We start from the raw sequence: 25,501 nt of genomic DNA on the forward strand, positions 1-25,501 counted from the left end.
AAAGACGTTATTTCAACCGGATTCCCAACAAATCGTGGATCATTTTAAACTTAGGATTGTCCGCAAAAGCCTCTTCGAAACCACTGACATGTTCCCTGTACAAGGCAGCAGCGGAATCAAGATCTTGCTTGACGTACAAAGAAAATATTTCTTCCAATTTTTCTTCCAGTGTCGTATCAACTTCTGCCGGTGTGAGAATTTCTTGACGCAAATTGTTCATCAACACGTCCAGCTGATGGGTGATCACGGACGCTTCATGAAGCTGCTGCAAAACGTCTGACGGAATGTTGCCCGCATATTTGTAGCGCAGTTCGTGTTCATTTGTCGCCCAAAAGTTCATTCCCAATGTACGAATTTGGATCTCACAAAAAAGTGTTTTCTTTTCGCTACCGTGGTAGACCGTATACGAGACGATCATGTGGATACTTCTATAGCCGGATTCCTTCGGGGCTGCTATATAGTCTTTGACATCGTGAATGACAATATCCTCCCGCTCCTGCAACAACTGCTGCACCTCACGCACATCGTCTACATAGCGGCATACGACTCGAAGGCCCGCGATATCCTGGACTTCCTTGGCGACGTCACTTTGCCAATGATCTCCCAAAAAGTCGATTCCTTTTTCGTTCGCCTTCTTTATTAAACTGTCGACTTTTTTCACTCGTCCGACAACAAATTCAATAGGAGAATAACGGCCGCTTTTTTGAAAGCCGTATTTAATTCCTTTTAGTTTTAACTTCAGCTCTTCAACTGCCTGTTCATACGGCGCCAAGAAATGAACCATGTTGTTGAGCACTTTGCTTGGCACATTTGTGACTCTCATGAAGACACCTCCAAATTACTTCCAGAGGAAAGGTGATGCGTCAAAAAACGGCTGCGGATTCACATACGTATTACCCACTAACATGCCGTAATGAAGGTGAGGACCTGTAGAAAAACCGGTGCTACCCATTTGTCCAATCACCTGTCCCTGTTTCACTTCTTGCCCTGTCTTTACTTCTAGCTTGGACAAGTGAGCATAAATGGAAAAAATATTTAACCCGTGATCGATGATGATGGTATTGCCTGTTAAGTACAAAGAGTCGGCCAGAACCACTTTCCCATGGTTGCTCGCCCAGATTGGTGTTCCTGTTTTGTTTGCGATGTCAATCGCCGCGTGCCGGTTGGCTGGTACACCATTTACTACACGTTGGTAGCCGAATGGAGTCGTTAATTTTCCGACTGCTGGCTGTTGAAACGGCTCCGTGAAATATGGAATCGCTCGCGAATTTGATCTGGCTGCATTGATCTTTTTTTGATCTGCATTGATTCGATTTGTATCCTGTCGCATTTTGTTAAGCTGTTTACTTACCGTGAGCTTGTCTACTTCGAATTTTTTCGGTGCGATTGTCACTGTTACGGAAAGTTTTTTGTCCGCAGAGGTAACTTTATAGGTCCCTGCTTTCGTGTTAAAAGGAATCGGGATAAACCGGGCGTACTCATCCTGTGTCTTTTGCAAACGATAGTTCTGAGAGAATAACGTTACGGTTTGTGGCTCCTTACTGCGTACAAAAATAACGTCCCCAGGATATGTTTTGGCTGGAGTTACGCTAATCGCTGGCTGTTGTTTCGTTGTTTGGGCGTAAACCCCTTCTACTGTCTGGCTAAATATGCTTGTCCCAGAGACGAGCGTCAATGCTGTGACCAACATGAGACTAACCATTGATTTGAACATAGACATGCTCCCTCCCATTTTCTAGTATAACAAAACACACCCTGAAAGGAAAAAGAAAAAGAAGGCTAATGAGCTAGCCTTCTCCAATCATTCCAAATGTAATCTTACTGTTTCTTCGAATAATCCGACATCATTTCCATGATGGATTGCACGCCTGTCAGCATTTCGCTTGCACGTTTGGTTTTTTGTGAGATGCCCTCAAAATCAAGTACCCCTTTTTTTCGGTCGTTCCATCTTTTAAACAATTCTTCGGCCATACCGGGGTTGCTACGGACCGCTCTAATCCGCATGGAATCTTCGAGGACCCACGCTTCAAATTCGGGATGCTTTTTTAAAAGCTGCTTGAATTCTTTTTTCTTCATAGCCGGACGTCGCTCCTTTCCACTGGACAAACGAGGATAGTTAACTGTTCGTTACACCATATGACTAGTCCGCGATTGTGCTTGTGTGTTTGCACACAAGTGGCAGAAAAGGGCGGCGTTTGGAAAAATAGAAAGGCCCCTTATTGAAGGGACCTCTCATCATCCAGCTATTTACTTGTCAGTACGTTAGACTTGACGGCCAGCCATTTGTTGCTCAGCAAAGCTCACCAGACGCTTGGTAATTTCGCCACCAACAGAACCGTTTTGACGAGAAGTAGTGTCTGGTCCGAGATTTACACCGAATTCAGATGCAATCTCATACTTGAGTTGATCCAAAGCTTGGTTCGCTTGAGGAACTAGCAGGTTGTTGGAGCTTCCACCGTTGTTTGCCATGATTGATTCCTCCCAACGCTTTTTTTCTCCCGGGACGGAGTTGAACCGCCTAGCGTTTTTTGCTTCTCACCTTGAGACCGGAAGTTGATATTCAAGAGTGGTTGTTGACCTCTTGTGGTACTATCATCCCACCGTAAAAAAAGTACATGCACGTTTTCACTTGATATTTCTGTTGTAAAATCTGACAAGGTTGTCCCGCTCCTTTATGCTATAATGGTGCGTATAGTTTGGTAGTGAGAGGGGCAAGGTTTTGTGAGTGATTCAGGAAAAGTACTGCTCATCGATGGCATGAGCTTTTTATTTCGCGCCTTTTATGGTTCTGCTTGGGGTGGAGCCTATCGCCAGACTTCAACAGGTGTGTACACAAATGCGGTTTATGGATTTACAAAAATGATGCTCGATTACGCAGAGTTGACACGTCCTACTCATCTCGTGGTGGGCTGGGATGTCGCTTCGCGCGAGTCTTTGGTGCGCAGTCAATGGTATGACGGATATAAATCAAATCGTCAAGCGGCACCGGATGAGCTCATTCCACAATTCGATTTGGTAAAAGAAGTAACGGATGCATTCTCGGTTCCGAACTTGGGTTGCCCAGGCTATGAAGGCGATGATGTATTAGGTACGCTCTCCACACGCCTTTCCGAAGAAGGACACGAGGTGATCATTGCGACAGGTGATTACGATAGCTTGCAACTCGTATCTGAGCGAGTAAGCGTTAAAATCCTGAAAAATGGTGGCAAACACGAGCATTATAATCCAGCGAGCCTCTTGGCATTGCGGGGAATTACACCTGAACAGGTCGTTGATGTCAAAGCTTTAATGGGAGATGCCTCTGACTGTATTCCAGGCTGCCCAGGAATTGGTGAAAAAACAGCGACAAAACTGATTACCGAGCATGGTGATCTGGATAACCTATATGTAAATCTGGCAAGCTGTACGCCTAAAATGCGCAGCAAGCTGGAAGAAAATCGCGATCAGGTGTACTTGAGCAAAAAGCTGGCTACGATTATTCGGGATGTTCCAGTAGAGTATGCGCTGGAGGATGCCCAATGGGAATACGATCGTCAAGTCGTTCAGAACAAATTCGACGAGCTTGAATTCGGACGTACGATGGCAGCGAGAGTTGGCTAATAAGGGTCATAATCAACGGCTGAGAAGAAGCGGTCTATCCGCTTTTTTCAGCCGATTTCTTTATGCACTGTATAGTCGCTCCGTCAGTGAAACCCAGACGATTCGGCGATCCGTTTGGTCTCGGTATCTCCGTACCAAGTTTTCCTCTTCCAACCTGCTAATTAAGCCCGAAGTTGTACTGTTTGACAAATTAACAGCCTTGCTAATGTCTCCCATCGTTCTTGGCCCGTTTTCAAGAATTTCGAGAATCAATACTTGTTGCCAATTGATTTCATTTGTCTCTAACTCTTTTTGCGCAATATTTGAAAACAAGACATTGACTCCCCTTATAAGCTTGGCCAGCTTAATCAGTTCCTCCATAGTGTCCTCCTTTTGCAGTATCCATCATTTGAACAGGTTGCCTGGCTACGCTCAGCATAGGCGAAACAAATAAAGAAAAAAGTGGGTAAGAGATAAATTTTTTCTTAAGCTTCACTAAAAAATCCCGTCCCACGAGAGGAGACGAGATTTGGAAGTAGCGTCGAACGACTTATTTGGCTATTTGAAATACATCCAGGAGCAATCCTGTATTCTCCTCCCCATCCGCTTCCCAGCTCGTCGCAAATTTGACACGGTGAGAAACACCCAGCAGATCATACGTTTGTACAAGATGCTGCCTCGCAGAACCCACAATCAAGCTGTGCAAGCGAACTTGTTTCTGCTGACCCAAAGAGATGAGTTTTTCTTGGACATAAGGAGAAATGCCCCCAATTCCATCCGTTACCATGACAAAATCCGCACCTTTCCACGCTTGTTCCTTTTCTACCAGCTCGATGGCCCGCTTCATCGGGGCGTCGAAGTGCGTTCCGCCGCCAAACGCCATTTGCGCCAGGCCGTAAAAAGCAGGCCAATCCGGCTTTTTGTGATAGAGCGGTTGCTCTCTAATCTCACCTTTAGCCCCGAACAAGAGGAGGATAAAATCACGCTTTTCCAGCATCGAAAGGGCGGCAAACGTCATGATAAAAATTTGCGCAAGCCGCAGCTTACTTCCGCGCATCGAATGGGATGTGTCCAACATGCAGATCACCGGACCTTTTGGCGGTTCTTCTGCCCATCCCGAGGTATCGTAGGTCATGAGCTTTTGCTCCAGCCATTTGAGCATGAAGTAGTCCTCGAAGTCCGGATCAGCGAGAAGCACTGCTTCACCAGGCAGCATGTGTGCAATATCGCCCGATTGTCGCAAATCATAGTATTCCTCTGGAAAATGTCTGGAGCGAATTTCTTTGCGCTTTACTCGGAAGCGATGGACTTGCCTGCCTACCTCGTTTAGAAAAGCGACCAGATCAGGATGGCGCTTTAATTTCTCAATCCACTTCAAATACTGCTCAAAGCTTTGCCTCCGCAGCTTTCCTAGCTCATGCCCCCAGCTTCGGTTCGCAAAACGCTGACTGGCCGTAAATACCTCTTCGACAAAAAGCGTATCGAGTTCTTCAGTAGATAGCGTCGCCTTTAACGATTGCTCCAGCCATTGTCCCAGCTCTTTTTCAAAAGCGGCGATCGCTTCCTTCTCTTGCTTTTGCAGTCTATCTAGCTGCTTTTCACGTTGGACGAGCTCCCCCTCCAATTTTTTCACCTTTTGTAGAAGCTTGGTCCGTTTCGTGAACTGCACTTTCATTTCTTCTTGCAGCTCGGTAATGCGATTTTGCAAAGACAATACCTCTGCCCGCACTAACGGCTTGGTGTCCATGGCCTCCTGCTTGTCCTCCACGACCCGCTTCCCCTGTTGAAGGGTATAACCGACCAACTCGAGCTTGGCTTTTTGTTTTTCGGTTAATAGCTCGGAAAGCTGTGCTTGTTGGCTTCCTTCCTGACCTTGCTGGTCTTTCAAGCCAGTTAAGAGCGGAGAGGGCCGTTGATCCTTCTCCCGCTGCTTCACTTCCTCGGAAAACGTCTCGGTCAGCCACAGCAAAGCCTTGATTGCGGTTTTGAACGACGCACTTTCCTGCCCGACCGTACGGGGATGAATCATGCGAGTAAAATACTGCTTCATGAGCGTACGAATCATCCAATGATGAAAAGGAGTGGATTCTTGTGTCAGATCGATCTCCGGCTTTTCCAAATAAAAAACGAGGAAAAAGTCGGCCAAGAGCTCCAAATCAAACCATGCTGCTCGTGCTCGCGCCTCATGAACCCATTCCTGAGCGGTGCGCGAAGAGGCGAGGTATGTTTCAAATACATAGCGATCAACACCGCTAGCGCGAATGATCATACGATCTACCCCCTACAACGTAAAATCATAATCCGCCCCGGGGATTTCCTTGTCAAAAATCGTCCGATACGTGCGCTGGAGCTGCTGCAAAATCCGTTCGCCTTCAATGCGCAGATACGAATATTTGACCGCGTATTTTTCTACATGGGGAATCAAGCGGTTTTTTTCCAGGACATAGGCATGCAGATCGTGCTCCCGCTTCTCCCACTGAATGAGCCGATTACGCAAGTCTCGCGCCGTGTCTTCGACCTCATCGCGACTCTCCTCCAGCAAACGGACATTGCGCTCCGTCGCTTCCTTGCCCAGCTTTGCGCCCACTTCCTTTTTAAACTGAAAGGCATGCAGCTCCGATTCTTTTTCCTTCCATTTATCCGCAATTTGTCCGAAACGCTGGAGTGGCAATTCATTCTCCATATCACTCTTCAACATTTCCGTAAATTGTTGTTCAAACACTTCCTGCATAACGGTTAAGTCCTCAGGGACATTCCACAGCATATGCGGAGTGAAAACCGTGTCCCAGATCGTCACTTGCTCACGTCCATGCAAGGCGGCAGAAGTACGCCATACATGCGCGATTTTGCTCCAGCGACGGTCGGAGAGCACATACTCTTTTTCTTCCAGGTCTTGTTTTAGGCGGTACAAGAAATAAATGATGGTTTCTGGAATGACCACTTGCTTCGCTGCCGCTTGAATATCCTTCACGTCATACAGCGAGAACACAACGGGAAGAGGCGTTGTTGGCAAAGAAAACATGCGCTCATAGCTGGAAGCGACTTTCAAATAGTGAACCTCGTAACGGAACAGGAAGCGGTCATAAAGAGCAGTCAATTGGTCATCGTCATCAGGAAGTTCATTCGATGCAGCGATTAAAAACTGCAAGGGAACCTCCTCTTTTTCTCTGCCATTGAAATAAATTCGTTCGTTCAATATAGATAGCAGCGCATTCAGAATCGCGCTGTTCGCTTTGAAAATTTCGTCCAAAAACGCAAACTGGGCGTTGGGCAAATAGCCCGTTGTTTTTCGTACGTATTGATCCAGTTTCAATTGCTGAAGGGAGACTGGACCGAATATCTCATCAGGTGTCGTAAAACGGGTAAGCAAATACTCGAACCAATGTTCTGATCCAAAAAGCTGAGAGACTGATCGTGCTAGCTGAGACTTGGCTGTACCCGGCGGACCGATTAACAAAGCATTTTCTCCGCTCATGATGCCGAGCATTAAAAGGCGAATCAGTTCACTTCTTTCCAGGAAACGGCGCTCCAATAGCTCAATTGCCTGGTCCATTTTACGTTGGATGGGTGTAGTCGAATTCATCGTAGTTGGCTTCACGACGGACTGGTTACGTACGTCGATATGCCGATCCCCCTCTCTTGCTTGGAACCCAAATATACGTCATTCATTAATAGTGGCATATCGTGGACAAAAATGCCAGTTTTGCAGATGCTTCACCCGTCTGCTCTAGGATGTGCGTTCACCCATGGCCTATTTTTCGCATATGTTGTGACATCAAGGTACTTTCATCGGAGTAACGAAAAAGGAGGGTGCGACATGGGAATCGAGCTTTTGTGGATACATGGTGTGTATGTCTTGTTCGTAATCGGCATTATTCTTGTGATGGTTTTGCGAAAAGATACGAGTTTGATCAGTATCGTGGGTATAGCGATCATCGGGTTCGTCGCGACAGGCTCTGTGACAACAGCCGTCGGCGGAATATTCGGCAGCTTCATCTACGCGATTACCGAGCTATTGCCGACGATTTTAGTCATCTGCATCATTGTTGCGATGAGTCACGTTTTGACCGATACGGGCGTAAATGAAACGATGATTCGGCCGATGACCCATTTGGTTCGAAATCCTGCATGGGCTTATTGGGTCATCGGGATCGTCATGATGGTCATTTCCTGGTTTTTCTGGCCTTCTCCAGCTGTCGCACTGATCGGAGCTGTCATGTTACCTGTGGCATTGCGCGCTGGCTTGCCTGCGATGGGTGTCGCCGTTTCGATGAACTTGTTTGGACATGGGATTGCACTGTCCGGCGATTATATTATTCAAGGCGCTCCCACTTTAACGGCCAAAGCCGCAGGAATTCCTGTTTCGGACGTGATTTCGGCTAGCGTCCCTCTCGTTATTATTATGGGCGTGGTGACTACTGCAATTGCATTCTGGTATTTGAAAAAAGACATGAAGCTCGGCGTGCTTGCATCTCCCAAAGAGACAGTCGTCCCCGATGCTGTTTTTACTTCCGCACGAGTCCCGTTGTCAGATGGCGTGCGGCGTACGTTGGCTGGGCTCGTACCAGTATTATTTGTCCTTGATGTCGTGGCCATGTTTGCTTTTGATTTACGCGGAGGTGATGCAACGGCGCTTGTGGGCGGAACCGCCTTGCTCATCCTCATCATCGCAACGATGCTGGCGCACAAGCAAAGTGGTCTCGAGCAGGTAACCACACATCTCATTCAAGGCTTTCAGTTCGGCTTTAAAGTATTTGGTCCGGTCATCCCGATTGCTGCTTTCTTTTATATGGGGGACAGTGGGTTTATCAAGGTGTTTGGGGAGGTGCTGCCACAGGGATCACACGGAATCGTAAATGACCTCGGTGTGGCGCTTGCACATATGATTCCCATTAGCAAGGAAGTAGCTGCCCTCACAGTATCCGCAGTGGGTGTCATTACAGGGCTGGATGGCTCAGGCTTCTCCGGGATTACACTGGCTGGCTCTTTGGCCCAACTGTTTGCAACTGCTCTGGGTGCCGGTGCCGCAACGTTAACAGCGCTCGGACAAATTGCCGCCATCTGGGTCGGCGGTGGAACGATCATTCCTTGGGCATTGATACCTGCTGCAGCCATTTGTGGAGTAGATCCTTTTGAGCTGGCAAGACGAAATTTGTATCCCGTGGCGATTGGGCTTTTGGTGACGACAATCGTGGCGATGTTTCTTCTGTAAAATGTCGGTATTTATACGAAAAAGCGAATGGTCACGAGCCATTCGCTTTTTTTCCTTGGTTAGGTTATGAGATAGACGAGTTTTCTCATTCTGTTTTTCTCCGAGACTCATACACTTGTACTAGCCTCTATTTGGATAGGAAAGGAAAAAACCAGTATGAAGTTGTGGGGAAAAAGTATCCAAGTCGCAGCGACGTACATTGGGACCGTCGTGGGCGCCGGGTTTGCGAGCGGTCAAGAAATACTCGCGTTTTTCACCGCCTACGGCCATGCCGGAACAATCGGCATCCTGCTCGCCACATCTCTTTTTGTCTGGCTGGGCTACAAGATGATGCTAATCGCTCATCAATTGCGCACACCCTCCTATGAATCCTTTAATCAAAAACTGTTTGGACCGATGATTGGTCGTACGATGAATATTTTGGTCTTTCTCACCCTTTTTGGCGTAACGACTGTCATGTTGGCAGGAGCGGGCTCAGTCTTGGAGGAGCAGTTTGACATCCCGTATTTGATCGGGACCACAGCCACTGTTTTGCTCGCCCTGTTGATTCTGCGAAAAGGGTTGGAGCAGCTACTCGTCGTGAATGCGATTGTCGTTCCGTCCATGGTATTGTTCGCTTTGCTCATTTTGCTGGATGGCACCGCAGAATCTCCCATGCCTCTCTCACCCCCATCCGATTACTCCTTCTTATGGAAAACAGTCTTATACGTGTCGTTTAATCTGGCCATGGCCCAATCCGTTCTCATCCCGATCGGCTATGCGATCCGCGACAAGGTTGTTTTGTTTCGGGCAGCCGTCATTGGCGGAGTCGTGCTTGGATTCATGCTCCTCGTCGTCCATACGGCCATGTTGGCCAACTGGGACGACGTCCGTCTCATGAATATCCCGATCCTTTTTGTAACAGACCAATGGAACGAGTGGCTTCAATTGTTCTTTGTTTTCGTGCTCTATTCCGAGATTTTTACTACATTGATTTCTAATGTATTCGGAATTGGTCAGCAGTTGCGTGAATTACTGGACGTTCCGGAATCGCGGCTATATTTGTATTTGTTCTCTACTGCTTTCGTATTGTGCCTGATTGGGTATAGTCAGTTGCTCATGTTTTTGTATCCGTTGTTCGGGTATTTGGGGTTGTCTACGCTCTGTCGGATTTCGGTTCCAGGGAATGTAATCAGAAAGCGTTTTTGATTGCAGAACCATTAAAACATTTCCGCCCCTTCTTCCATGCCGATAATGTTCGGATTTAAAGTGAATGAAGGGCCCACATAAAAGTATTACCCCCGTAATTTTTTTAACAAGGCACAAAGAGGTCGCTTTAAAACCGAACAATAATGTAATAATTAGATATAAAATACGGAATTTACATTTTCGCTGATTTGTTTCTCGTAATATATACTTCTGATGGATTCTTTGTTCCCTGAGTTGAATAAAATTCGTAGCCACATTAATAACTCTTTCATTTTTTTACAAACGTATGGTAACATTTGTAACCATGGAACCGGCATAGATTAAGGACCAACTCATCAACCTACTAGAAAGGAATTCCTATCGTGAAATTTTTTACCTTATTAAAAACCATGCTCGTTCTGTTACTCACCTTCTTCTCAACTTCTCCAATCAAGGCCGAAGAGCAGCAAGACTCATCAAGATTACCGGAATTGCCAGTGGTGTATCAAAACCTGCAAATACCGTCTCATTTGACAGAGCCATTCTTTCTTTTCACGAAGCAACCACTTTACAAGCGCGATTCACCCCCAACGCAGTACACCATGTCTTTGGTTTCAACGTCTGGAAAAGTATTAAAAAGCATTGTGCCCCCCTATAAAAGTGAGGTGTACCCACTCCAAAATGGGTACGGTTATTTGTTTGATACTGGTTTTTTTAAGCATATGGACTATTACTTCTACGATAAGCAGGGCAATGTTAAGAAAATGATTACCTGTTGCGATGTTGGCTCTTCTCAAGCAGATACATGGAGAATGGTTTACGGGCACGGACTATCCGGGAAACCTGCCGTATCTGTACAATGCCAAAACAGGGAAAATTACCAAGAAGTTTCCCGACGCGGATCATCCATTCTACTTAGCCGAACGGACTACGAAAACGTTTGATCCGTACTACTTGCCCTATGGTGAAATGGTAAAAGACGCAAAAGGGAACGAATACTACAAGATGGGCATGCGAACTATTCACGGAAAAATACTGAGCAAGCCATTTTTCGATGAATATTTCGGGTATGGTGAAGGCTGGCATCGAGTAAAAATAAATGGACAGACGCATTTTATCAGCAATGAAGGCAAAATTATGCTGAAGCCTTCTCGTAACTATAAAGTTGAATCGAATATGCACAGTGGAGCATTTATTGTCTCAGGCAAGCTGGGGAACGAAGAATTTTATGTGCTGATGAATAAAAAGGGACTCATAGTTTCCAAAAAGTATGCGTTTATCCACCCGACATCCGATGGCCATTTTCTGGCTGTGACGAAAACCAACAAGCAATATACCTTTACTAAAATAAATGCAGCAGATAAAGTCGTCTCCCCTCAACAATATGTGCTAAATAAGCCAGAACAAATAAAAGAGCTCAAGCAGACGGGACAATTATTCCATACGGATACCCAGGTCATTGCGAACACTGCTAACAATCAAAGCTTTAACTTTCCACATCAATTGCTGATCACTCCTACGAATGAGACAGTCGCCATCGAGTACACCATCTCGGGGACCAAAAAGATTGGCGTGTATACGCATGACGGCAAGCTGATCTATGAGGAGATTATCAAATAAGTAGGTACCAGTGAGCCTGACTTCTCTTAAATTCTCATACTAACAAATAAAAGCACGACAATCTCCTGAAACAGGGGGATGGTCGTGCTTTTTCCTATTAAGTTCCTAGTACTCCTAAGTGATTATTCCAATCCAGCAGGCTTTTCCCTTCCATCTAACGGATACCAGCGAAGCACATCACGCGGAGGGCTTGCCAACCCTTCCTCCAACAAGACACACTTCCAAATTTCATCCCCCGGCCCATCGGTTGTATCGCCGTCATTGATAACAGGACCATTCTCGTATACATAGTTCGATATATTGCGCAAGAAACTCGCGACCTCATTCGGATCGTAGGCATCCCCATTAAATACCGCCTCATGATCGATCACATCCAACTGCTGCATGCCGACGGTATCCATCAAGAGCCATCCCTCTGAAAGATTGAACAACCGGACATTGGACCATAGCTCCAGCGGAAGGAGCTGGATTTGCTCATAACGTTGATTCAGCTCTTGCATCAGCTCGGCAGACGCGACGCACTCCCCATTCGGATTAAAAAAGCAAAGGGCTTCTGGCATTTTCAACAGCGACTCAGCGATGGCAGTGACCGTCATCAACTCCGGGAGCGCTTCATAATCTTCAGGCAGCACAGGAGCCTGATCGTCCGACTCCCCTAGCACGAAAGAAGAGCGAATACGGATAAACGCTCCGTGCTCAGATGCGGCTTGCCGCCCTTCGGGATATCCCCACGACTGCTGAGCTGCCCGCTCCAGGCTATTCGAGAACGTAAACGGTCCGAAAAAGCCCATCGACCAAGCGCCAAACAGCATCGTATCTTCTGCTGGGTCTCCCATTGCATCCGGCCAAGGCTTATCGACGACATCGACCTGAATATATCCGTTTACTTCTGGACGATACGGAATAAGCAAGCTAGGGCCGCTAAACACCCATTGGTCGAACGTTTCCATGATGTTCGCAATTTCGAATTGATTTTTGAGCATATCTGCTATTTTGTGAATCGGAACCGCCGTTGACAGCAAGACGGCAACTCCTTGAGAATACATACCTTTTGGCATATCGTCATCTTCTTTCCAATGTGGTTTTATGAGTCATGGCGTCCTTTATGTAACGGTAAAACCGATTGCTTGAAGCTCCTTCATCGCCATTTCCAGATCAACTTCTGGATTCAGCCCCATCATCATTTCTTTAGTGATGGAAGTATTCGTAAATACATGACCAACTACATCAAGTGGGACCTTCACCTCGTAGTAGGCCTCCGCCCACTCTACATAGTCTTCTGGATGATCATATATCATCCCAAGCAAAAAATCTGATCCGTCATCCAGCCCTTGCGGATTATGTACGTCTCCCGTTTTCCATACGTGATCGGTAGATTCTCGCCAAAGGCAAAATGTAACTTCCTCCTTGGTTAACGCTTCGTCATCGAGTCGATGAAGCAAAGCAGGAGGGATTTGCTCATAGATACCAGGCCAGACTTCGTATTCTTCCCTGGTATGTGGACTCATTTCCGATTCATGATCGAATCCTTTTACAATAACACCCTCAGGGGTGAACAGGATGTAAAGATCGTCGCCTGAACCGTTGCTAACGCTCGCGAATGTCGTGTTTTCATCCCATTGCGGATCGAACTGATATCTGCGCAGCCACTCCTCTTCACACAATACAATATCCAGTGCGCTCAGGATAAGCAGACGCTGTTTTAATACTTCGGGCTCCAAGAAAGGCTTAGGCCAAATGCTCATGTTAGATTCTCCTTTCATTCCCAAGATACTGTCAATAACCCGTCTAAATACATCATTGGTAGGTAGCCCCTACCATGAACCATTCGAGAGCTTCTGAAAATTCATGTGGAAGCTCTGACACCTGGAGAAAGGTACACATCTCGCTTACGATCCGTTCTCTGTTTTGCCCGTATTGCTCTGTAAGTCGAGCTAGCTGCTCCCAATCACTGAGCTCCTTTTGAAAGGCAGCTCGGTCCAATGGCCGACCATGCGATTCCACGAAAAGGATTGCTTCAGACTGGTACGCTTGCTTCAACAGGCGCAGAAAACAGGAGGCTGTATAACTGCGCGGTCCTCCATAGACAGAGGGACCCAAGGCATCTCCTAGGAACAGCGTTTGATCTTCTTTTACGTACACATAGCACGAATCTTCCGAATGATCACCTCCGACATGGTTCACCTGACATGTCACGCCACCAAGGTCGATCGTGATCGATTCATCGAATAGGATATCCGGCTCGACTATTCGGATCAAGTCCCGGTTCATTCCGTACTCTTTTCTGATGTTCGCCATCGTGCTGGCATTGATGATCTTCTCCTTACAAAGCTGTTCCATGACTTCATCCGACCATTCCAGCCCCATCAACTTACTCAATGAATGTGCGGTTTTTGCCTGCGCGATGGTAGGTAGATCCCATGTTGACATTCCAAATGTATGATCCCAGTGCCAATGAGTCAATATGAGCAGATCTGGAAGACGAACACCTAGCCTTTGCAACTCCTGACGAAACAACGCGGCATGCGCCGGTGAATTTCCAGCATCGATCAAGAGGGTTTTTCTTGCCCCCGTAATGGCTACTAGGATCGGGCGATCTGTGTCATGACTTGCATGCATAATCAAGATATGTTCGGTAATCTGTTCGATCGTGGACATTTCCTTCTCCCCCTTCCAAATACGCCAACAGAAATATTTTCCATGTTATCACACACCACTACCTTCTCGCACAAACAAAAACGCCAGTGTTACCATGTGTTTTTGTAGATACCCCTGAGATACGATTTTGCCCATTCACGGCATTCGAGCACCCTCTAGAAGCTGGAGAAGAAAACACCTTGTGTTTACCGATAGTAGGCAAAGGATCTGTTGCATAACTTTTCCAAGGATAGAAAATCATAAATAATAAATAAGCTTACGAGTCTGTATTGGCAGCTTTGTTGACGATAGCCCCGTTCTGTTTTACTTCATTTGGAGTCCAATGTCACAGGCATCGAAGATAAAATCCACGCGAAGGCGTATCTACACGTTCCTGTTAAAATATAGTGTTTCGGGATTGGGAATGAGGTGAAAGAGGCAGCCGCTAAAAAACGGCTGCCATTCACTTATCTACTCGTGGATACCTTCCACATCGCCAAGCATTGCGCCAGCAATCGTCAGAAAATCTTTGAAACCGACTTCAAAGTGACCATAGCGGAAGTGATATCCCCAATTTCGATTCCCGCGCGTGAAGGTAAGCTGATCCAATAGAGAGGCAATCTTCACTTCGCGACACGGAATATAGCGGATATTCCGACGATATGGCACAAAGGATTCGGACATCGGATATTCGTAGATTTTGTCATCTGCAACTTGTCCAATAGCGGTAAATGCTTGAAGCACTTCCCCCTTAGACAAGTCTGTTCGTGGAGAATAGTATATCAACCAATCACCGGGAGACATCCGACGCAACGGTGCCGACTTGCCATGGCAGAGCTGGGCGAATCCACCCAGCACCCCCCGTTTTACATGTGAAGCAGATACAACTCCAATCCAGTAGCGACTTTTCTGGATTGTTACCTTGATCGGCATCGTTCCTATCCCTTCCTTCTTTAAAATTTATACGTTTCTTGCTAATTACAACGTTTCGTCTTCAGAATAGATGACGATTGTGCATTTCAAGAACGTATAGTATTTGGCATAAATGTTCCTTCATATATCATCTCAACGTGACTATATAAAAACGTTACTGACAACAGTATGTCAGTAACGTTTTATCATTTTTTCAATGGTTTTAGTTCTACTCTCTCCAAATACAAAACCGAATTTATTAAAGATTATTACGATCACCTTGTAAATGGGAGAGGAATGAGCAACCGATAATGTGTTTCAAGATAGCTACTGTCAAAAGAAAATAAAGTATTAGACACTAGTCAATATTACATCGAGAAAACTTGGATAAGATACCGAAAAGGATTTTATCCTCCATACTAGGAATTAGTATAAACAAATATTCGGATATTTAACTTCAAACATTCCAGGAAAGGCAGTGAATGAAATGGCCATACATACGTTTCAACCGCAACGGTATTACATCAATTTCGGCTCTTATGAACCGGCGCTGGTTATAAACGACGGCGACACGGTTATCACCTCTACCATCGATGCAAGAGGATGGGATCACATGGGAGAAAGCGTTGCCCCCAGAGGAAATCCGATGACGGGTCCCTTCTACGTGGAAGGCGCACAACCAGGTGATGTGTTGGAGGTTAAGCTGGAATCGATGACGCCAAACCGGGACTGGGGATGGACAGCCAATGTGCTTGCGCCTAACGTAGTCGATCCGCTGACAGCTACAACATTGCCCACTCTGGAAATCGTCCGCTGGCAGGTGGATGCTGCGCAGGGTATAGCGAGGTTAGAGGAGCCGACACCCGGTTTAGAATACCTGAACCTGCCGATTCGTCCGTTTCTCGGCTGTTTCGGTGTAGCCCCTTCCCGAGATCAGGCCATATCATCGGCGACAAGCGGCAATTACGGCGGGAATATGGACTACAAAGCGTTAGTTGCCGGTGTCTCTGTCTACTTTCCAGTGTTTGCGGAAGGCGCGCTTTTTCATCTTGGCGATGGACATGTGGCACAGGGATGCGGCGAAATTGTTGGCACGGGTATAGAAATATCGTTAGACGTCCGTTTTTCCGTCCGTGTGCATAAGGGCAAGACGATAAAATGGCCGAGGGTGGAGTCCGACACTCACTTGTCTTGCATCGGCAACGTCAGACCGCTCGAACAAGCGCTCCAGCACGCAACTACTGAAATGCTCTCCTTGCTAGTCGAAGACTATGGACTCTCGGTAAATGAAGCAAGCCTGCTGCTCGGCCAAGTCGTCGAATATGAGGTGGCCAACGTGTTCAATCCCGCTTACAGTGTCGTCTGTAAAATTACAAAAGCCTATTTACCTGTTCGCAAATCCTAGCCCGCTCAAGGATTAAGAGAGGACGGATAGCCCCCTTCTTCCCATACCACCATATATGCAGTCCACATACGGCGGTAGTCATTGACAGAGGAATTGATATTGGAAGACTTAATTAGAGCCTCTATCATTTTTTCGAATGGAAAGTAATTGAATCTATTCCAATAACGCGTGGCTGGTTAAACTTAAATTGGAACGGATCAAAAAACAGCGAGCGCTGTTTCAGCACCCGCTATTTTTTATGGAACCATCCATGACAGTAAATTGGACTGTAAATACGTGATGATACCGATTATTACAACCAAGAATAAACTGTGTTTCACCGTAAAGCGGAATAAATCAGATTCTTTTCCGGCGAGTCCTACCGCAGCACAGGCAACGGCAATCGACTGCGGCGAAATCATTTTACCCGCTACCCCACCGCTCGTATTAGCTGCTAGGGCCAACACAGGTTCCATTCCCACTGATGTTGCTGTGACTTTTTGCAGGTTTCCAAACAGCAGGTTGGAAGAAGTATCTGAGCCAGTTATAAACACCCCTAACCAGCCAAGGAACGGAGAAAAGAACGGAAATAACGCCCCTGTGCCCGCCAACGCCATCCCCAGTGTGGTACTCATTCCGGAAGCGTTTGCAACATAGGCAAAACCGACAACAGTCGCAATCGTGAGCAGCGGAAATTTCAGCTCGATCAATGTCTCGCCAAAAGTGGCAAGCCAATCTTTCCAAGAGATGCTAACGATGAATTTGGTAACAATGGCAGCAAGCAATATCGCTGTTCCGGCTGCTACCAATACTTCTAATTTGAAAAGAGCAGCAATCGGTTTTCCATTCCCATCGATAATCAGATTATGCAGACCAGGGACCTCAGGCGTGAAGCTCAATGCTTTCCCAATCGGATTGAGCCAGTTAAATAAAAGGTTAGCCCCTTCATATTTGCCGACCAGCGCTTTTTTCACAGTAGGAATTCCCCAGATAGAGATAAAGGCGGTCAATACCAGGAAGGGAGACCATGCCTTGAAAACTTGTCCGGGTGTAAAGAGAGCTTTGCTGTTCTTGATAGCTTGTGCAGAGGCAGCTACTTCCGCGGTAGCTGCTTGTTCCGAGGGAAAACGGAAAATCGTTTTCGGTTTCCAAACCTTTAAGAACAAGGTTAACGCAACCAAAGAAACCAGTGCAGATAAAATGTCAGGTAGCTCCGGCCCCATAAAATTAGATGTCAAGTATTGTGTCAAGGAGAAAGAAATGCCGGAAACTAGGATCGCCGGAAGCACTTCAAGAGTCTTTTTAAATCCAGACATGATTACAACCAGATAGAAGGGAACAAAGACAGATAGGATAGGCAGCTGGCGGCCGACCATTTTGGATATTTCCATGGCTGGAACGCCAGTGGGACCTTCCATGGCGATAATCGGAATTCCAATAGCACCAAAAGCAACGGGTGCCGTATTGGCAATTAAGCAAAGACCCGCGGCATACAAAGGATGAAAACCCAAGCCGACAAGAAGCGCAGCAGAAATCGCTACAGGAGCGCCAAAACCGGCTGCCCCTTCAAGAAAGGCTCCAAAAGAAAAGGCGACAAGAAGTGCCTGCAGACGGCGGTCTTCCGTGATTGATAAGACAGAGCTGCGGATAATATCAAATTGCCCTGTTTTCACCGTGAGCTTGTACAAAAATACGGAGGAAATGATGATCCAACCGATGGGCAGAATACCATAAACGGCCCCTTGCACCGAAGACATTATCGCTATTCCCGCGGGCATGCGATACACCAATACAGCAACTAGGATCACCATCAGTAAAGTGGTCAGCCCTGCCATATAGCCCTTCATACGTTTGATCGCAAGCGCCCAGAAAAAATAAAGAATGGGAATAAGCGCAACAAGCGCAGAGATTACGAGACTCCCCCCAACCGGAGTAAAAACTTGCGTCCATGTCATGGTTTCCACCTCTTTTTTATTCTTTTTATTTGAAAGCGGTTTCGGAATTTTAAATGTAAAATGGCTTGATATCCCCCTTACGAACTTGTATTTACCAGACAGTCAAAGTGTCACCATCTGATATGGTCATCTGATGTCTTCTTTTCGACAGTTCTCATTATATGTACCCTTGTTTTTTTTGACAAGTATTTTTTGAATATTCGAAACTAGTTGTTTTAAAAGTTGAATTATGTACCCTTTCCCTCGTAACCTATGCCAGAAAGGATGCAGCCTTGACAAATAACTGACAATTCAGGTAGGATGAACTCATCAGATGACCCTAAGAAAGTAAAGGGTGAATGCAGAATGAAAGCGGTGCCACAATTCAAAGTACGCAAAACGTACGAAGAAGTATCTGACTATATCAAAGATCAAATTATCAATGGCGTTTACAAACCTGGAGATCGACTGCCTTCTCTTCGCGAATTCAGTGACCTTTTTGGAGTCGGTCAGTCAACCATGCGAGAGGCAATCAGTGCACTCAAAACGTTGGGTCTTGTGACCATTCGTCAGGGTGAAGGTACGTTTGTCACCCGCTTAAATCCAGAAGAGGTATTGTCTGGATTTGAACCGATTCAACCTGTCACGGAACAAGACATCATGTCACTCTTGGAGGTTCGGAAGATCATTGAGACGGGAATCGTTCAACTAGCCGCCGAGAGACGGTCTGATGAAGATTTGCAACGTATCGAGGATGCATTGAAGGAAATGGAAGCAGCAGTTTCAAATGGAGATTTAGGAGAAAAGGCCGACTGGAAATTTCATTACGAAATCGCCAAAGCATGCCATAACTCGGTTCTGGAATCAATCATGCAATCCATATCTGAGACCATGAGCAAGGCACTAAAAGCAAGCCGCGAAAAAATGTTTCAAACGAAAGGAAATCCGGAACGGCTCCTGGCTGAACACAAGGAAATTTTCAAGGCTATCGCTAACAAAAATTCCAAAAGAGCCGAAGAATCCATGCTCTACCACCTACTTGGCGTAGAAAAAGAAATGTTTGATTAAGATCAAGCATTTTCTTTTTTAAACAAGTCATCAGATGACATCATGATCATATATTTGGATGGATCATGATGGCTAATAAATTCGAAAGGAAGCTGGATGAATGAAAGTATCAATGTTTATTACCTGTCTATCGGATGCTTTATATCCTGAAGTGGGCGAAGCAATGGCACGACTTCTCGCTAGATATGGCATCAAGCTGGATTTTCCCGAACGGCAAGTGTGTTGCGGCCAACCAGCTTTTAACAGCGGGTATTGGGATACCGCTAGAGAAGGAGCAAAAACAATTATTCATACATTCGCAGACAGCGATTTTGTGGTTGCTCCATCCGGTTCTTGTATCGGGATGATTCATCACCACTACCCTACTCTTTTTAAAGAAGATCCGAAATATCTGGCACTTGCTCATGATCTCATTGGTAAAAGCTATGAGTTCTCGCAGTTTCTTATTCATGTGCTCGGGGTGACCGATATTGGTGCCCTCTTCCCCCACCGGGTCACCTATCATCCCTCCTGCCACGGTAGCCGTTTACTTGGCGTAAAAGACGAGCCTCATATTCTGCTCTCCCAGGTAAAAGGTTTGGAGTTTGTGCCCCTTCCTTTTGCGGAGGATTGCTGCGGATTCGGAGGAACTTTTGCCATAAAGGTCTCCGACATCTCCGGTGCAATGGTTACAGAAAAAGCAGAACATGTGCTGGAAACCAATGCAGAGGTCCTGGTCGGCCTTGATATGGGCTGCCTAACAAATATCTCCGGACGTTTGCACCATGAGGGACATCCGATTCGCGTAATGCATCTGGCAGAGCTATTGTATGAAGGAGTGAAAGGAGTATGAGCGCAAAAGCATCCTCAACCGCAACTTTAAATGAACGCGCACAAACTGCACTAAACGATAATTTTTTGCGAAATGCCGTAAAATTCACAACAGAAAGACTGAGAACAAACAAAGTTACTGCAACTGACGAGTTGGGTAACTGGGAAGAATGGCGTGAACAAGGACGGCAGATTCGCCTGCATACAATTGCACATTTAGACTACTACCTGTCGCTGTTCGTAAATAATGTGCGAGCGTTAGGTGGGCATGTACATTTCGCCTCTGATGCCAAAGAAGCTATAGAAATCACAATGAATATCGTGAAAGAAAAACATACTCGATCCGTTGTCAAATCAAAATCGATGCTTTCTGAAGAAGTGCATATTAATCAAGTATTTGAACAACATGGAATCGAAGTGGTGGAAACGGACTTGGGAGAATATATTATTCAACTCGCCGGTGAGACTCCCTCCCATATAATCATTCCCGCCATTCACAAAAACAAAGAGCAAGTAGCAGAGCTATTTTCAAACGTGGCTGGAAAGCGCTTACCAGCAGATACTGCTGTTCTGGCAGGCTTTGCCCGATCAAAGCTGCGGGAGAAATTCCTTGAAGCCGAGATTGGGATGACCGGATGCAACTTTGCTATCGCGGAAACAGGCTCCATCGCATTGTTTTCCAATGAAGGAAATGCCCGCATGGTAAGCACGGTTCCTAAAACACAGATCACCTTCATGGGCATGGAAAGAATCATTCCCTCTTTGGAAGACCTTGAAGTAATGGCTACCTTGCTGCCGCGTGCCGCTACAGGGCAAAAGCTGACGGTATACATGTCGTTGATAAATGGGCCTCGCCGCTCAGATGACTCCGACGGACCAGAGGAGTTACACGTAGTAATTATTGACAACGGCCGTTCAAAGCAGCTGGGAGATCCCGAATTTCAGGAGGTTTTAAACTGCATCCGCTGCGGAGCATGTCTAAATGCTTGCCCTGTCTATCGACATGTAGGCGGACATGCGTATGGTTGGGTGTACAGTGGTCCGATTGGCGCCGTACTGACTCCTCTCCTGCATGAAGACAAGGAATTGGCGAATGCATCCAGCCTATGTGGGGCCTGCTATGAAGCCTGTCCCGTTAAAATACCGCTGCATGATATGCTCGTCTACCAACGCAGACGAAATGTGGAAGAAGCTTTGACAAAGAAAGCGGAACAACTGGGAATGAAAGCCTTTAAATTTATTTCTTCCAACCACAGACTGTTCCGTCGAATTCTGCGAATCAGCCAACTGGGACAAAAGCCTTTTGTCAAAGGTGGAGTGATCACAGCCAAAATCGGACCTTTAAAGGGTTGGAATACCTATCGTTACGCACCAAAACTTGCCCAACACTCCTTCCGGGATACGTGGAAAGCGCTTGACACTGAACTTCAGTTTGAATGGCAGGAAATGGGTCCGGAAATGAAAGATCGTCTAACCGACATCCTGAAAAAACGGGGGAACACACATGAGTCACAGTGAAAAAGAAGCACAATTCTTCAACACGATCGCAAATCGGTTAGGCAGAAACCGGATGACCACTCCTCCCCCACAACCCGTTCGCGGTGTTCCGGACTTTTGGAAAATGTACCATCTCAGCTCTGATGAAAGAATAGACCTATTTATTAAAAATTGGGAGATGCTTGGTGGTGTCGCTAAACGCTTTTCTTCTCCAGAAGCTCTTTGCTCATATATCGCTGAAGTAGTCCAAACCTTTGAAGCAAAACGAATCATTCACGAAGACCACGTCCTTTTTCAAAGCATGTACCAGGACAGCTCGTTCAATGGTGTAGAGATGACGATATGGCGGAAACAGGAAGAATCTGATTTGCTGAGTAAAGCGGCGCATGCTGATATTGGGATTTCTATTGCAGATTTTGCCATTGCCCATACTGGCACAGTCGTGATGACTTCGGCAGCGTCAAAAGGCCGCTCTCTCAGCTTGCTACCCACCATTTTTATGGCTGTCATTCGAACTGAAAATATCAAAACACGTATGGGTGAAGCTCTACAGGAAATCAACAAATGGAATGACGGCAAAATGCCTGCGGGCGTTCACTTTATTTCCGGTCCCAGCCGTTCCGCCGATATTGAGAACGACTTAACTATTGGCGTTCATGGTCCAGGAATTGTTCACGCACTTATCCTTGAAGAAGAGATCAAAGGATAAACGGAATCACATACGAATGTCCGATGGATTTCAACTGGCCACCATCGTCCGAACCACCAGAAGGGTGGGGGTTCGCCTCCCCCTTTTCTATCATGCTCCCATTAATCTCAAAGCTACTTTTCTGAATTAGAAGGTTTTCTCCGCCTTAGGAGTATCATAAAAGCTGTTGACGATTACCTGTAAATGGAATATCCAGTGCTTCTGTATATGGTACACCTCTTTTGGCGTGCGAGCTCTCCTCTCTCATCACGTTTGTTCCCAACAGCCAAGCGTTAACAAAGATATGAAAAGCATAGGTAGGATCAAATTAGAAAAAATTACGACTTCGGTTCCGTATTCATGAGGGATGAACCGCTCTTTTTTCTATAAGCCCTTGACTTTCACATTAGCGTGAACGTTTAGACTACATCCAGAAAGAGATCTCATTCGCTCAAGGAGGAACAAAAATGAACTACTACACAGGGAAAAAAGCAGTCGTAACTGGAGGAACACATGGTATGGGCTTGGCTGTGGCAAAAGCTTTGCTGACAGGCGGCGCCGAGGTCATCGTCTCTGGTCGTAATCCGAAAAATGCCGAGGAAGCAAAACGTGAGCTGGGCGAACGGGCACATGTTGTGGTGTCTGATGTATCGAGCATGAAGGATGTGCAAGCATTCGGGGACTATGTTGAAAAGCATTTTGGCAAGATCGATTTTCTCCATGTGAATGCAGGTACTTCTATTCTGGAACCGTTTTTGGAAGTCACTGAAGAGACCTACGATCGGATTTTTGAGGTAAATACGAAAGGGGCATTTTTCACCGTCCAGCGCTTGGCGCCGCTAATTCATGAAGGAGGTTCCATCGTATTTACATCTTCCGTAGCGGATGAAGGCGGCTACCCTGGCATGAGCGTATACAGTGCATCTAAAGCGGCATTGCGTTCCTTGGCCTCCGGGTTTGCGGTGGAGTTGCTAGACAAGGGTATTCGCGTCAATGTCGTGAGTCCCGGTTTCATTGATACGCCTTCCATGGGAGTTGCCGGTTTCACGGATGCAGAACGCGTTACCTTCCAGGAGCTTGGTGACAAGATTACACCCATGAAACGTCATGGTTCGTCAGAAGAAGTGGCGAAAGCGGTGCTTTTCCTCGCCTTTGACGCTACCTTTACGACTGGTGCGAGGCTAACTGTGGATGGTGGCATCGGGCAAAACTTGCATTCCTTGTAAAAAGACGGCCCCGGAGCAGCTGATCGCTTCGGGGCCGTGACCATGAACTAACTCGTAACCTTTTTACCACGTGTAATAGCTATTTGCCTCTCCAGCGTTTTCTTCCACTCTTGGAGTGCCTCCATCTGTTCGTTCACTTTTCTGAGCTTTTGTTCGTAGATCGCCAGCATTTCCTCGCAATATTCGTAATCGTCGGGAGCTGCCACTTCCCCTCTGAAGACCGTCCTGATTTCATCTGCGGTCAACCCCAGCTTCAAGTACAGTTGAATCATTTTGACACGTTTGACTGCCGATTCATTAAAATAGCGGTAATCGTTTTCCAGTCGTTCTGCCTGTAGCAAGCCCTTTTCTTCATAATGACGGATCGACCGGGTACTGACATTCGTTAATTGGGATAATTCACTTATTTTCACGGAGCATAGATCCTCCTCGTAAGAAATTGCTATCCCAATTATATGCCAGAATGTCAATGTATCCATATCGTTTTTGATTACGAATCTATTCTTGTATTTTCGTTGATCTTTGACCTGCTTTTGACGAAAAGCAATGTTGCTCCCATCAGCATCACAAATAAACCTACTACGGCAAAAGGCAGATACTTATTCAACTGGTAAAGACTTGTGCTGAGAATCGGTGCGATGACAGCGGAAATTCCTTGGACCGATGCCACAAGCCCCGCAACTCCTCCTTGCTGTTCATGATCAACGGCAAGCGAAGCTCCTGCCATAAATCCTGGCATCATGAGCCCAGTTCCTACACCAAACAAGAAAAATGCCGCGGCATAGACGATCACATGGATGAAGAAAAGAAAGAGAGACAAGCTGATGATTAAGAGCACCGCCCCGAAAAGTATGAGTGATCTTGGTTGCCATTTAGGATTTTTCATTTGTAGTCCTTGTGTGACAATCATCGCTATGCCAGAAATCATAAGTCCTACTGATAACATTCTGGCGGTTTCCTTTGTTGTTAAAGACAACTGATCCTGAAAATAAAACCCTCCAACGACTTGTAAGGTGATAATGCTGAGCATCGTTGCCAAACCGGCAAACAAATATAGGGGAAGGCCTTTTTGAAAAGGACTCACCTTGGGAGGTTTTTCGTGAATGATGGGTTTTTGAGCCGGAATCAAGAAGTACACGATGCCCAATGCGACCAGCGGCAACAGTGCGCCTATGTATAACGGCCAAATCAGACCGATCAGTGCAAAGGCTGCAGCAATCGCTGGACCCAGAACAAGCCCCATCCCATTGGCTGCACCGATTAAAGCCATTCCTGCCGCCCTACCCTTTTCGTTAGTTACATCCGCTATGTACGCCTGCGCAGCAGATGGAACTGCCGGGATAAACATACCGATCAATCCGCGTGCCACAATGAGCAATCCAACGAGAAGCCCGCCACTTATTACCTGTGATAATCCTGCATACATGGTCGCTGTGAACAGGACATAACTCATAAACATTCCGAAAAAACCAATGACAATGACAGCTTTCCTTCCTTTCAGATCGCTTAACCGCCCCCAGACAGGTGCCATCACAGCCATTGCAATTGAACCGAGTGAAATAATGATGCCAGAGTGAATTTCACTGAGGCCTAATTCACGGATAAGCGGCGGCATTACGGGAGCAATAATCATCAATCCCACCATCGCCACAAATACACTCAAAAATATACTAAAACGGATTCGAAACATCGCACATCCTTCTCCTTCCATAGAGCACGCTTTTCATCAAAATCGTAAGAGAAATGCGTGACCGCTACTACCTGAGA

The 25,501-nt window shown here is 46.3% G+C and carries 24 protein-coding genes; 10 read left to right on the forward strand and 14 right to left on the reverse strand.

Annotation, left to right across the window (positions count from 1 at the left end; translation table 11 throughout):
* Positions 1-7 precede the first annotated feature (7 nt).
* The 4 genes from KB186_RS01040 to KB186_RS01055 all read right to left on the reverse strand — a co-directional run bounded on the left by KB186_RS01040 (position 8) and on the right by KB186_RS01055 (position 2,469).
* Positions 8-823: a GTP pyrophosphokinase gene (locus tag KB186_RS01040; RefSeq protein WP_221868486.1), complete on the reverse strand. Its 816-nt coding sequence runs from the start codon at positions 821-823 to the stop codon at positions 8-10.
* Positions 824-838: 15 nt separating this feature from the next.
* The gene (locus tag KB186_RS01045; RefSeq protein ID WP_173607680.1) at positions 839-1,714 is read right to left on the reverse strand and encodes a M23 family metallopeptidase; all 876 of its coding nucleotides are present in this window, start codon (positions 1,712-1,714) and stop codon (positions 839-841) included.
* Between the two features lie 104 nt (positions 1,715-1,818).
* Positions 1,819-2,076, reverse strand: a complete 258-nt coding sequence (locus KB186_RS01050) for a hypothetical protein (protein WP_173607681.1) — start codon at positions 2,074-2,076, stop codon at positions 1,819-1,821.
* Positions 2,077-2,262: 186 nt separating this feature from the next.
* Complete coding sequence (locus KB186_RS01055) at positions 2,263-2,469, reverse strand: alpha/beta-type small acid-soluble spore protein (RefSeq protein ID WP_047067213.1); 207 nt, start codon at positions 2,467-2,469, stop codon at positions 2,263-2,265.
* A gap of 252 nt (positions 2,470-2,721) precedes the next feature.
* Here KB186_RS01055 and KB186_RS01060 point away from each other — a divergent pair, with 252 nt between their 5' ends.
* Complete coding sequence (locus KB186_RS01060) at positions 2,722-3,600, forward strand: 5'-3' exonuclease (RefSeq protein WP_173607682.1); 879 nt, start codon at positions 2,722-2,724, stop codon at positions 3,598-3,600.
* Positions 3,601-3,660: 60 nt separating this feature from the next.
* Here KB186_RS01060 and KB186_RS01065 read toward each other — a convergent pair whose 3' ends face one another.
* From KB186_RS01065 to KB186_RS01075, 3 genes are all read right to left on the reverse strand, one after another.
* Positions 3,661-3,960: a MarR family winged helix-turn-helix transcriptional regulator gene (locus KB186_RS01065; RefSeq protein WP_173607683.1), complete on the reverse strand. Its 300-nt coding sequence runs from the start codon at positions 3,958-3,960 to the stop codon at positions 3,661-3,663.
* A 169-nt stretch (positions 3,961-4,129) separates the two neighbouring features.
* Complete coding sequence (locus KB186_RS01070; RefSeq protein WP_232772926.1) at positions 4,130-5,848, reverse strand: hypothetical protein; 1,719 nt, start codon at positions 5,846-5,848, stop codon at positions 4,130-4,132.
* A gap of 12 nt (positions 5,849-5,860) precedes the next feature.
* Positions 5,861-7,162 carry an AAA family ATPase gene (locus KB186_RS01075; protein WP_221868488.1) on the reverse strand — a complete coding sequence of 434 codons (1,302 nt, stop codon included), beginning with the start codon at positions 7,160-7,162 and terminating at the stop codon, positions 5,861-5,863.
* 234 nt (positions 7,163-7,396) lie between these two features.
* Here KB186_RS01075 and KB186_RS01080 point away from each other — a divergent pair, with 234 nt between their 5' ends.
* From KB186_RS01080 to KB186_RS01090, 3 genes are all read left to right on the forward strand, one after another.
* Positions 7,397-8,791 (forward strand): hypothetical protein, encoded by a 1,395-nt coding sequence (locus KB186_RS01080; RefSeq protein ID WP_232772927.1) that lies wholly within the window; start codon positions 7,397-7,399, stop codon positions 8,789-8,791.
* A 156-nt stretch (positions 8,792-8,947) separates the two neighbouring features.
* A complete protein-coding gene (locus tag KB186_RS01085; RefSeq protein WP_173607687.1) occupies positions 8,948-9,979 on the forward strand; it encodes a YkvI family membrane protein in 1,032 nt (343 codons plus the stop codon).
* 759 nt (positions 9,980-10,738) lie between these two features.
* A complete protein-coding gene (locus KB186_RS01090) occupies positions 10,739-11,578 on the forward strand; it encodes a hypothetical protein (RefSeq protein WP_232772928.1) in 840 nt (279 codons plus the stop codon).
* A 122-nt stretch (positions 11,579-11,700) separates the two neighbouring features.
* Here the strand turns inward: KB186_RS01090 and KB186_RS01095 are convergent, their stop codons facing one another.
* From KB186_RS01095 to KB186_RS01110, 4 genes are all read right to left on the reverse strand, one after another.
* Positions 11,701-12,600 (reverse strand): DUF4261 domain-containing protein, encoded by a 900-nt coding sequence (locus KB186_RS01095; protein WP_232772929.1) that lies wholly within the window; start codon positions 12,598-12,600, stop codon positions 11,701-11,703.
* Positions 12,601-12,681: 81 nt separating this feature from the next.
* On the reverse strand, positions 12,682-13,323 hold the full coding sequence (locus KB186_RS01100; RefSeq protein WP_221868491.1) for a hypothetical protein: 642 nt from the start codon (positions 13,321-13,323) through the stop codon (positions 12,682-12,684).
* Positions 13,324-13,375: 52 nt separating this feature from the next.
* The gene (locus tag KB186_RS01105; RefSeq protein WP_232772930.1) at positions 13,376-14,236 is read right to left on the reverse strand and encodes an MBL fold metallo-hydrolase; all 861 of its coding nucleotides are present in this window, start codon (positions 14,234-14,236) and stop codon (positions 13,376-13,378) included.
* 450 nt (positions 14,237-14,686) lie between these two features.
* Positions 14,687-15,148, reverse strand: a complete 462-nt coding sequence (locus KB186_RS01110; protein ID WP_232772931.1) for an EVE domain-containing protein — start codon at positions 15,146-15,148, stop codon at positions 14,687-14,689.
* A 466-nt stretch (positions 15,149-15,614) separates the two neighbouring features.
* Between KB186_RS01110 and KB186_RS01115 the strand changes: the two genes are divergently transcribed.
* On the forward strand, positions 15,615-16,532 hold the full coding sequence (locus KB186_RS01115; RefSeq protein WP_232772932.1) for an acetamidase/formamidase family protein: 918 nt from the start codon (positions 15,615-15,617) through the stop codon (positions 16,530-16,532).
* Between the two features lie 236 nt (positions 16,533-16,768).
* Here KB186_RS01115 and KB186_RS01120 read toward each other — a convergent pair whose 3' ends face one another.
* Positions 16,769-18,466, reverse strand: a complete 1,698-nt coding sequence (locus KB186_RS01120; RefSeq protein ID WP_232772933.1) for an L-lactate permease — start codon at positions 18,464-18,466, stop codon at positions 16,769-16,771.
* A gap of 345 nt (positions 18,467-18,811) precedes the next feature.
* Here KB186_RS01120 and KB186_RS01125 point away from each other — a divergent pair, with 345 nt between their 5' ends.
* The 5 genes from KB186_RS01125 (at position 18,812) to KB186_RS01145 (ending at position 23,734) form a co-directional block, all read left to right on the forward strand.
* Entirely contained in the window at positions 18,812-19,513 is a 702-nt protein-coding gene (locus KB186_RS01125; protein ID WP_173607694.1) for a FadR/GntR family transcriptional regulator, read from the forward strand.
* 100 nt (positions 19,514-19,613) lie between these two features.
* Complete coding sequence (locus KB186_RS01130; protein ID WP_232772934.1) at positions 19,614-20,345, forward strand: (Fe-S)-binding protein; 732 nt, start codon at positions 19,614-19,616, stop codon at positions 20,343-20,345.
* Complete coding sequence (locus tag KB186_RS01135) at positions 20,342-21,841, forward strand: LutB/LldF family L-lactate oxidation iron-sulfur protein (protein ID WP_232772935.1); 1,500 nt, start codon at positions 20,342-20,344, stop codon at positions 21,839-21,841. Before KB186_RS01130 ends, KB186_RS01135 begins: the two co-directional genes overlap by 4 nt.
* Positions 21,828-22,529 carry a LutC/YkgG family protein gene (locus KB186_RS01140; protein ID WP_173607697.1) on the forward strand — a complete coding sequence of 234 codons (702 nt, stop codon included), beginning with the start codon at positions 21,828-21,830 and terminating at the stop codon, positions 22,527-22,529. Before KB186_RS01135 ends, KB186_RS01140 begins: the two co-directional genes overlap by 14 nt.
* A 446-nt stretch (positions 22,530-22,975) precedes the next feature.
* Entirely contained in the window at positions 22,976-23,734 is a 759-nt protein-coding gene (locus KB186_RS01145) for an SDR family oxidoreductase (protein WP_173607698.1), read from the forward strand.
* 47 nt (positions 23,735-23,781) lie between these two features.
* Here KB186_RS01145 and KB186_RS01150 read toward each other — a convergent pair whose 3' ends face one another.
* Positions 23,782-24,147, reverse strand: coding sequence for a MerR family transcriptional regulator (locus tag KB186_RS01150; RefSeq protein WP_173607699.1), 366 nt, complete (start codon positions 24,145-24,147; stop codon positions 23,782-23,784).
* A gap of 77 nt (positions 24,148-24,224) precedes the next feature.
* Positions 24,225-25,424, reverse strand: a complete 1,200-nt coding sequence (locus tag KB186_RS01155; protein ID WP_173607700.1) for an MFS transporter — start codon at positions 25,422-25,424, stop codon at positions 24,225-24,227.
* Positions 25,425-25,501 lie beyond the last annotated feature (77 nt).

The organism is Brevibacillus sp. AF8 (genome assembly GCF_021270385.1).
Classification (GTDB): domain Bacteria; phylum Bacillota; class Bacilli; order Brevibacillales; family Brevibacillaceae; genus Brevibacillus.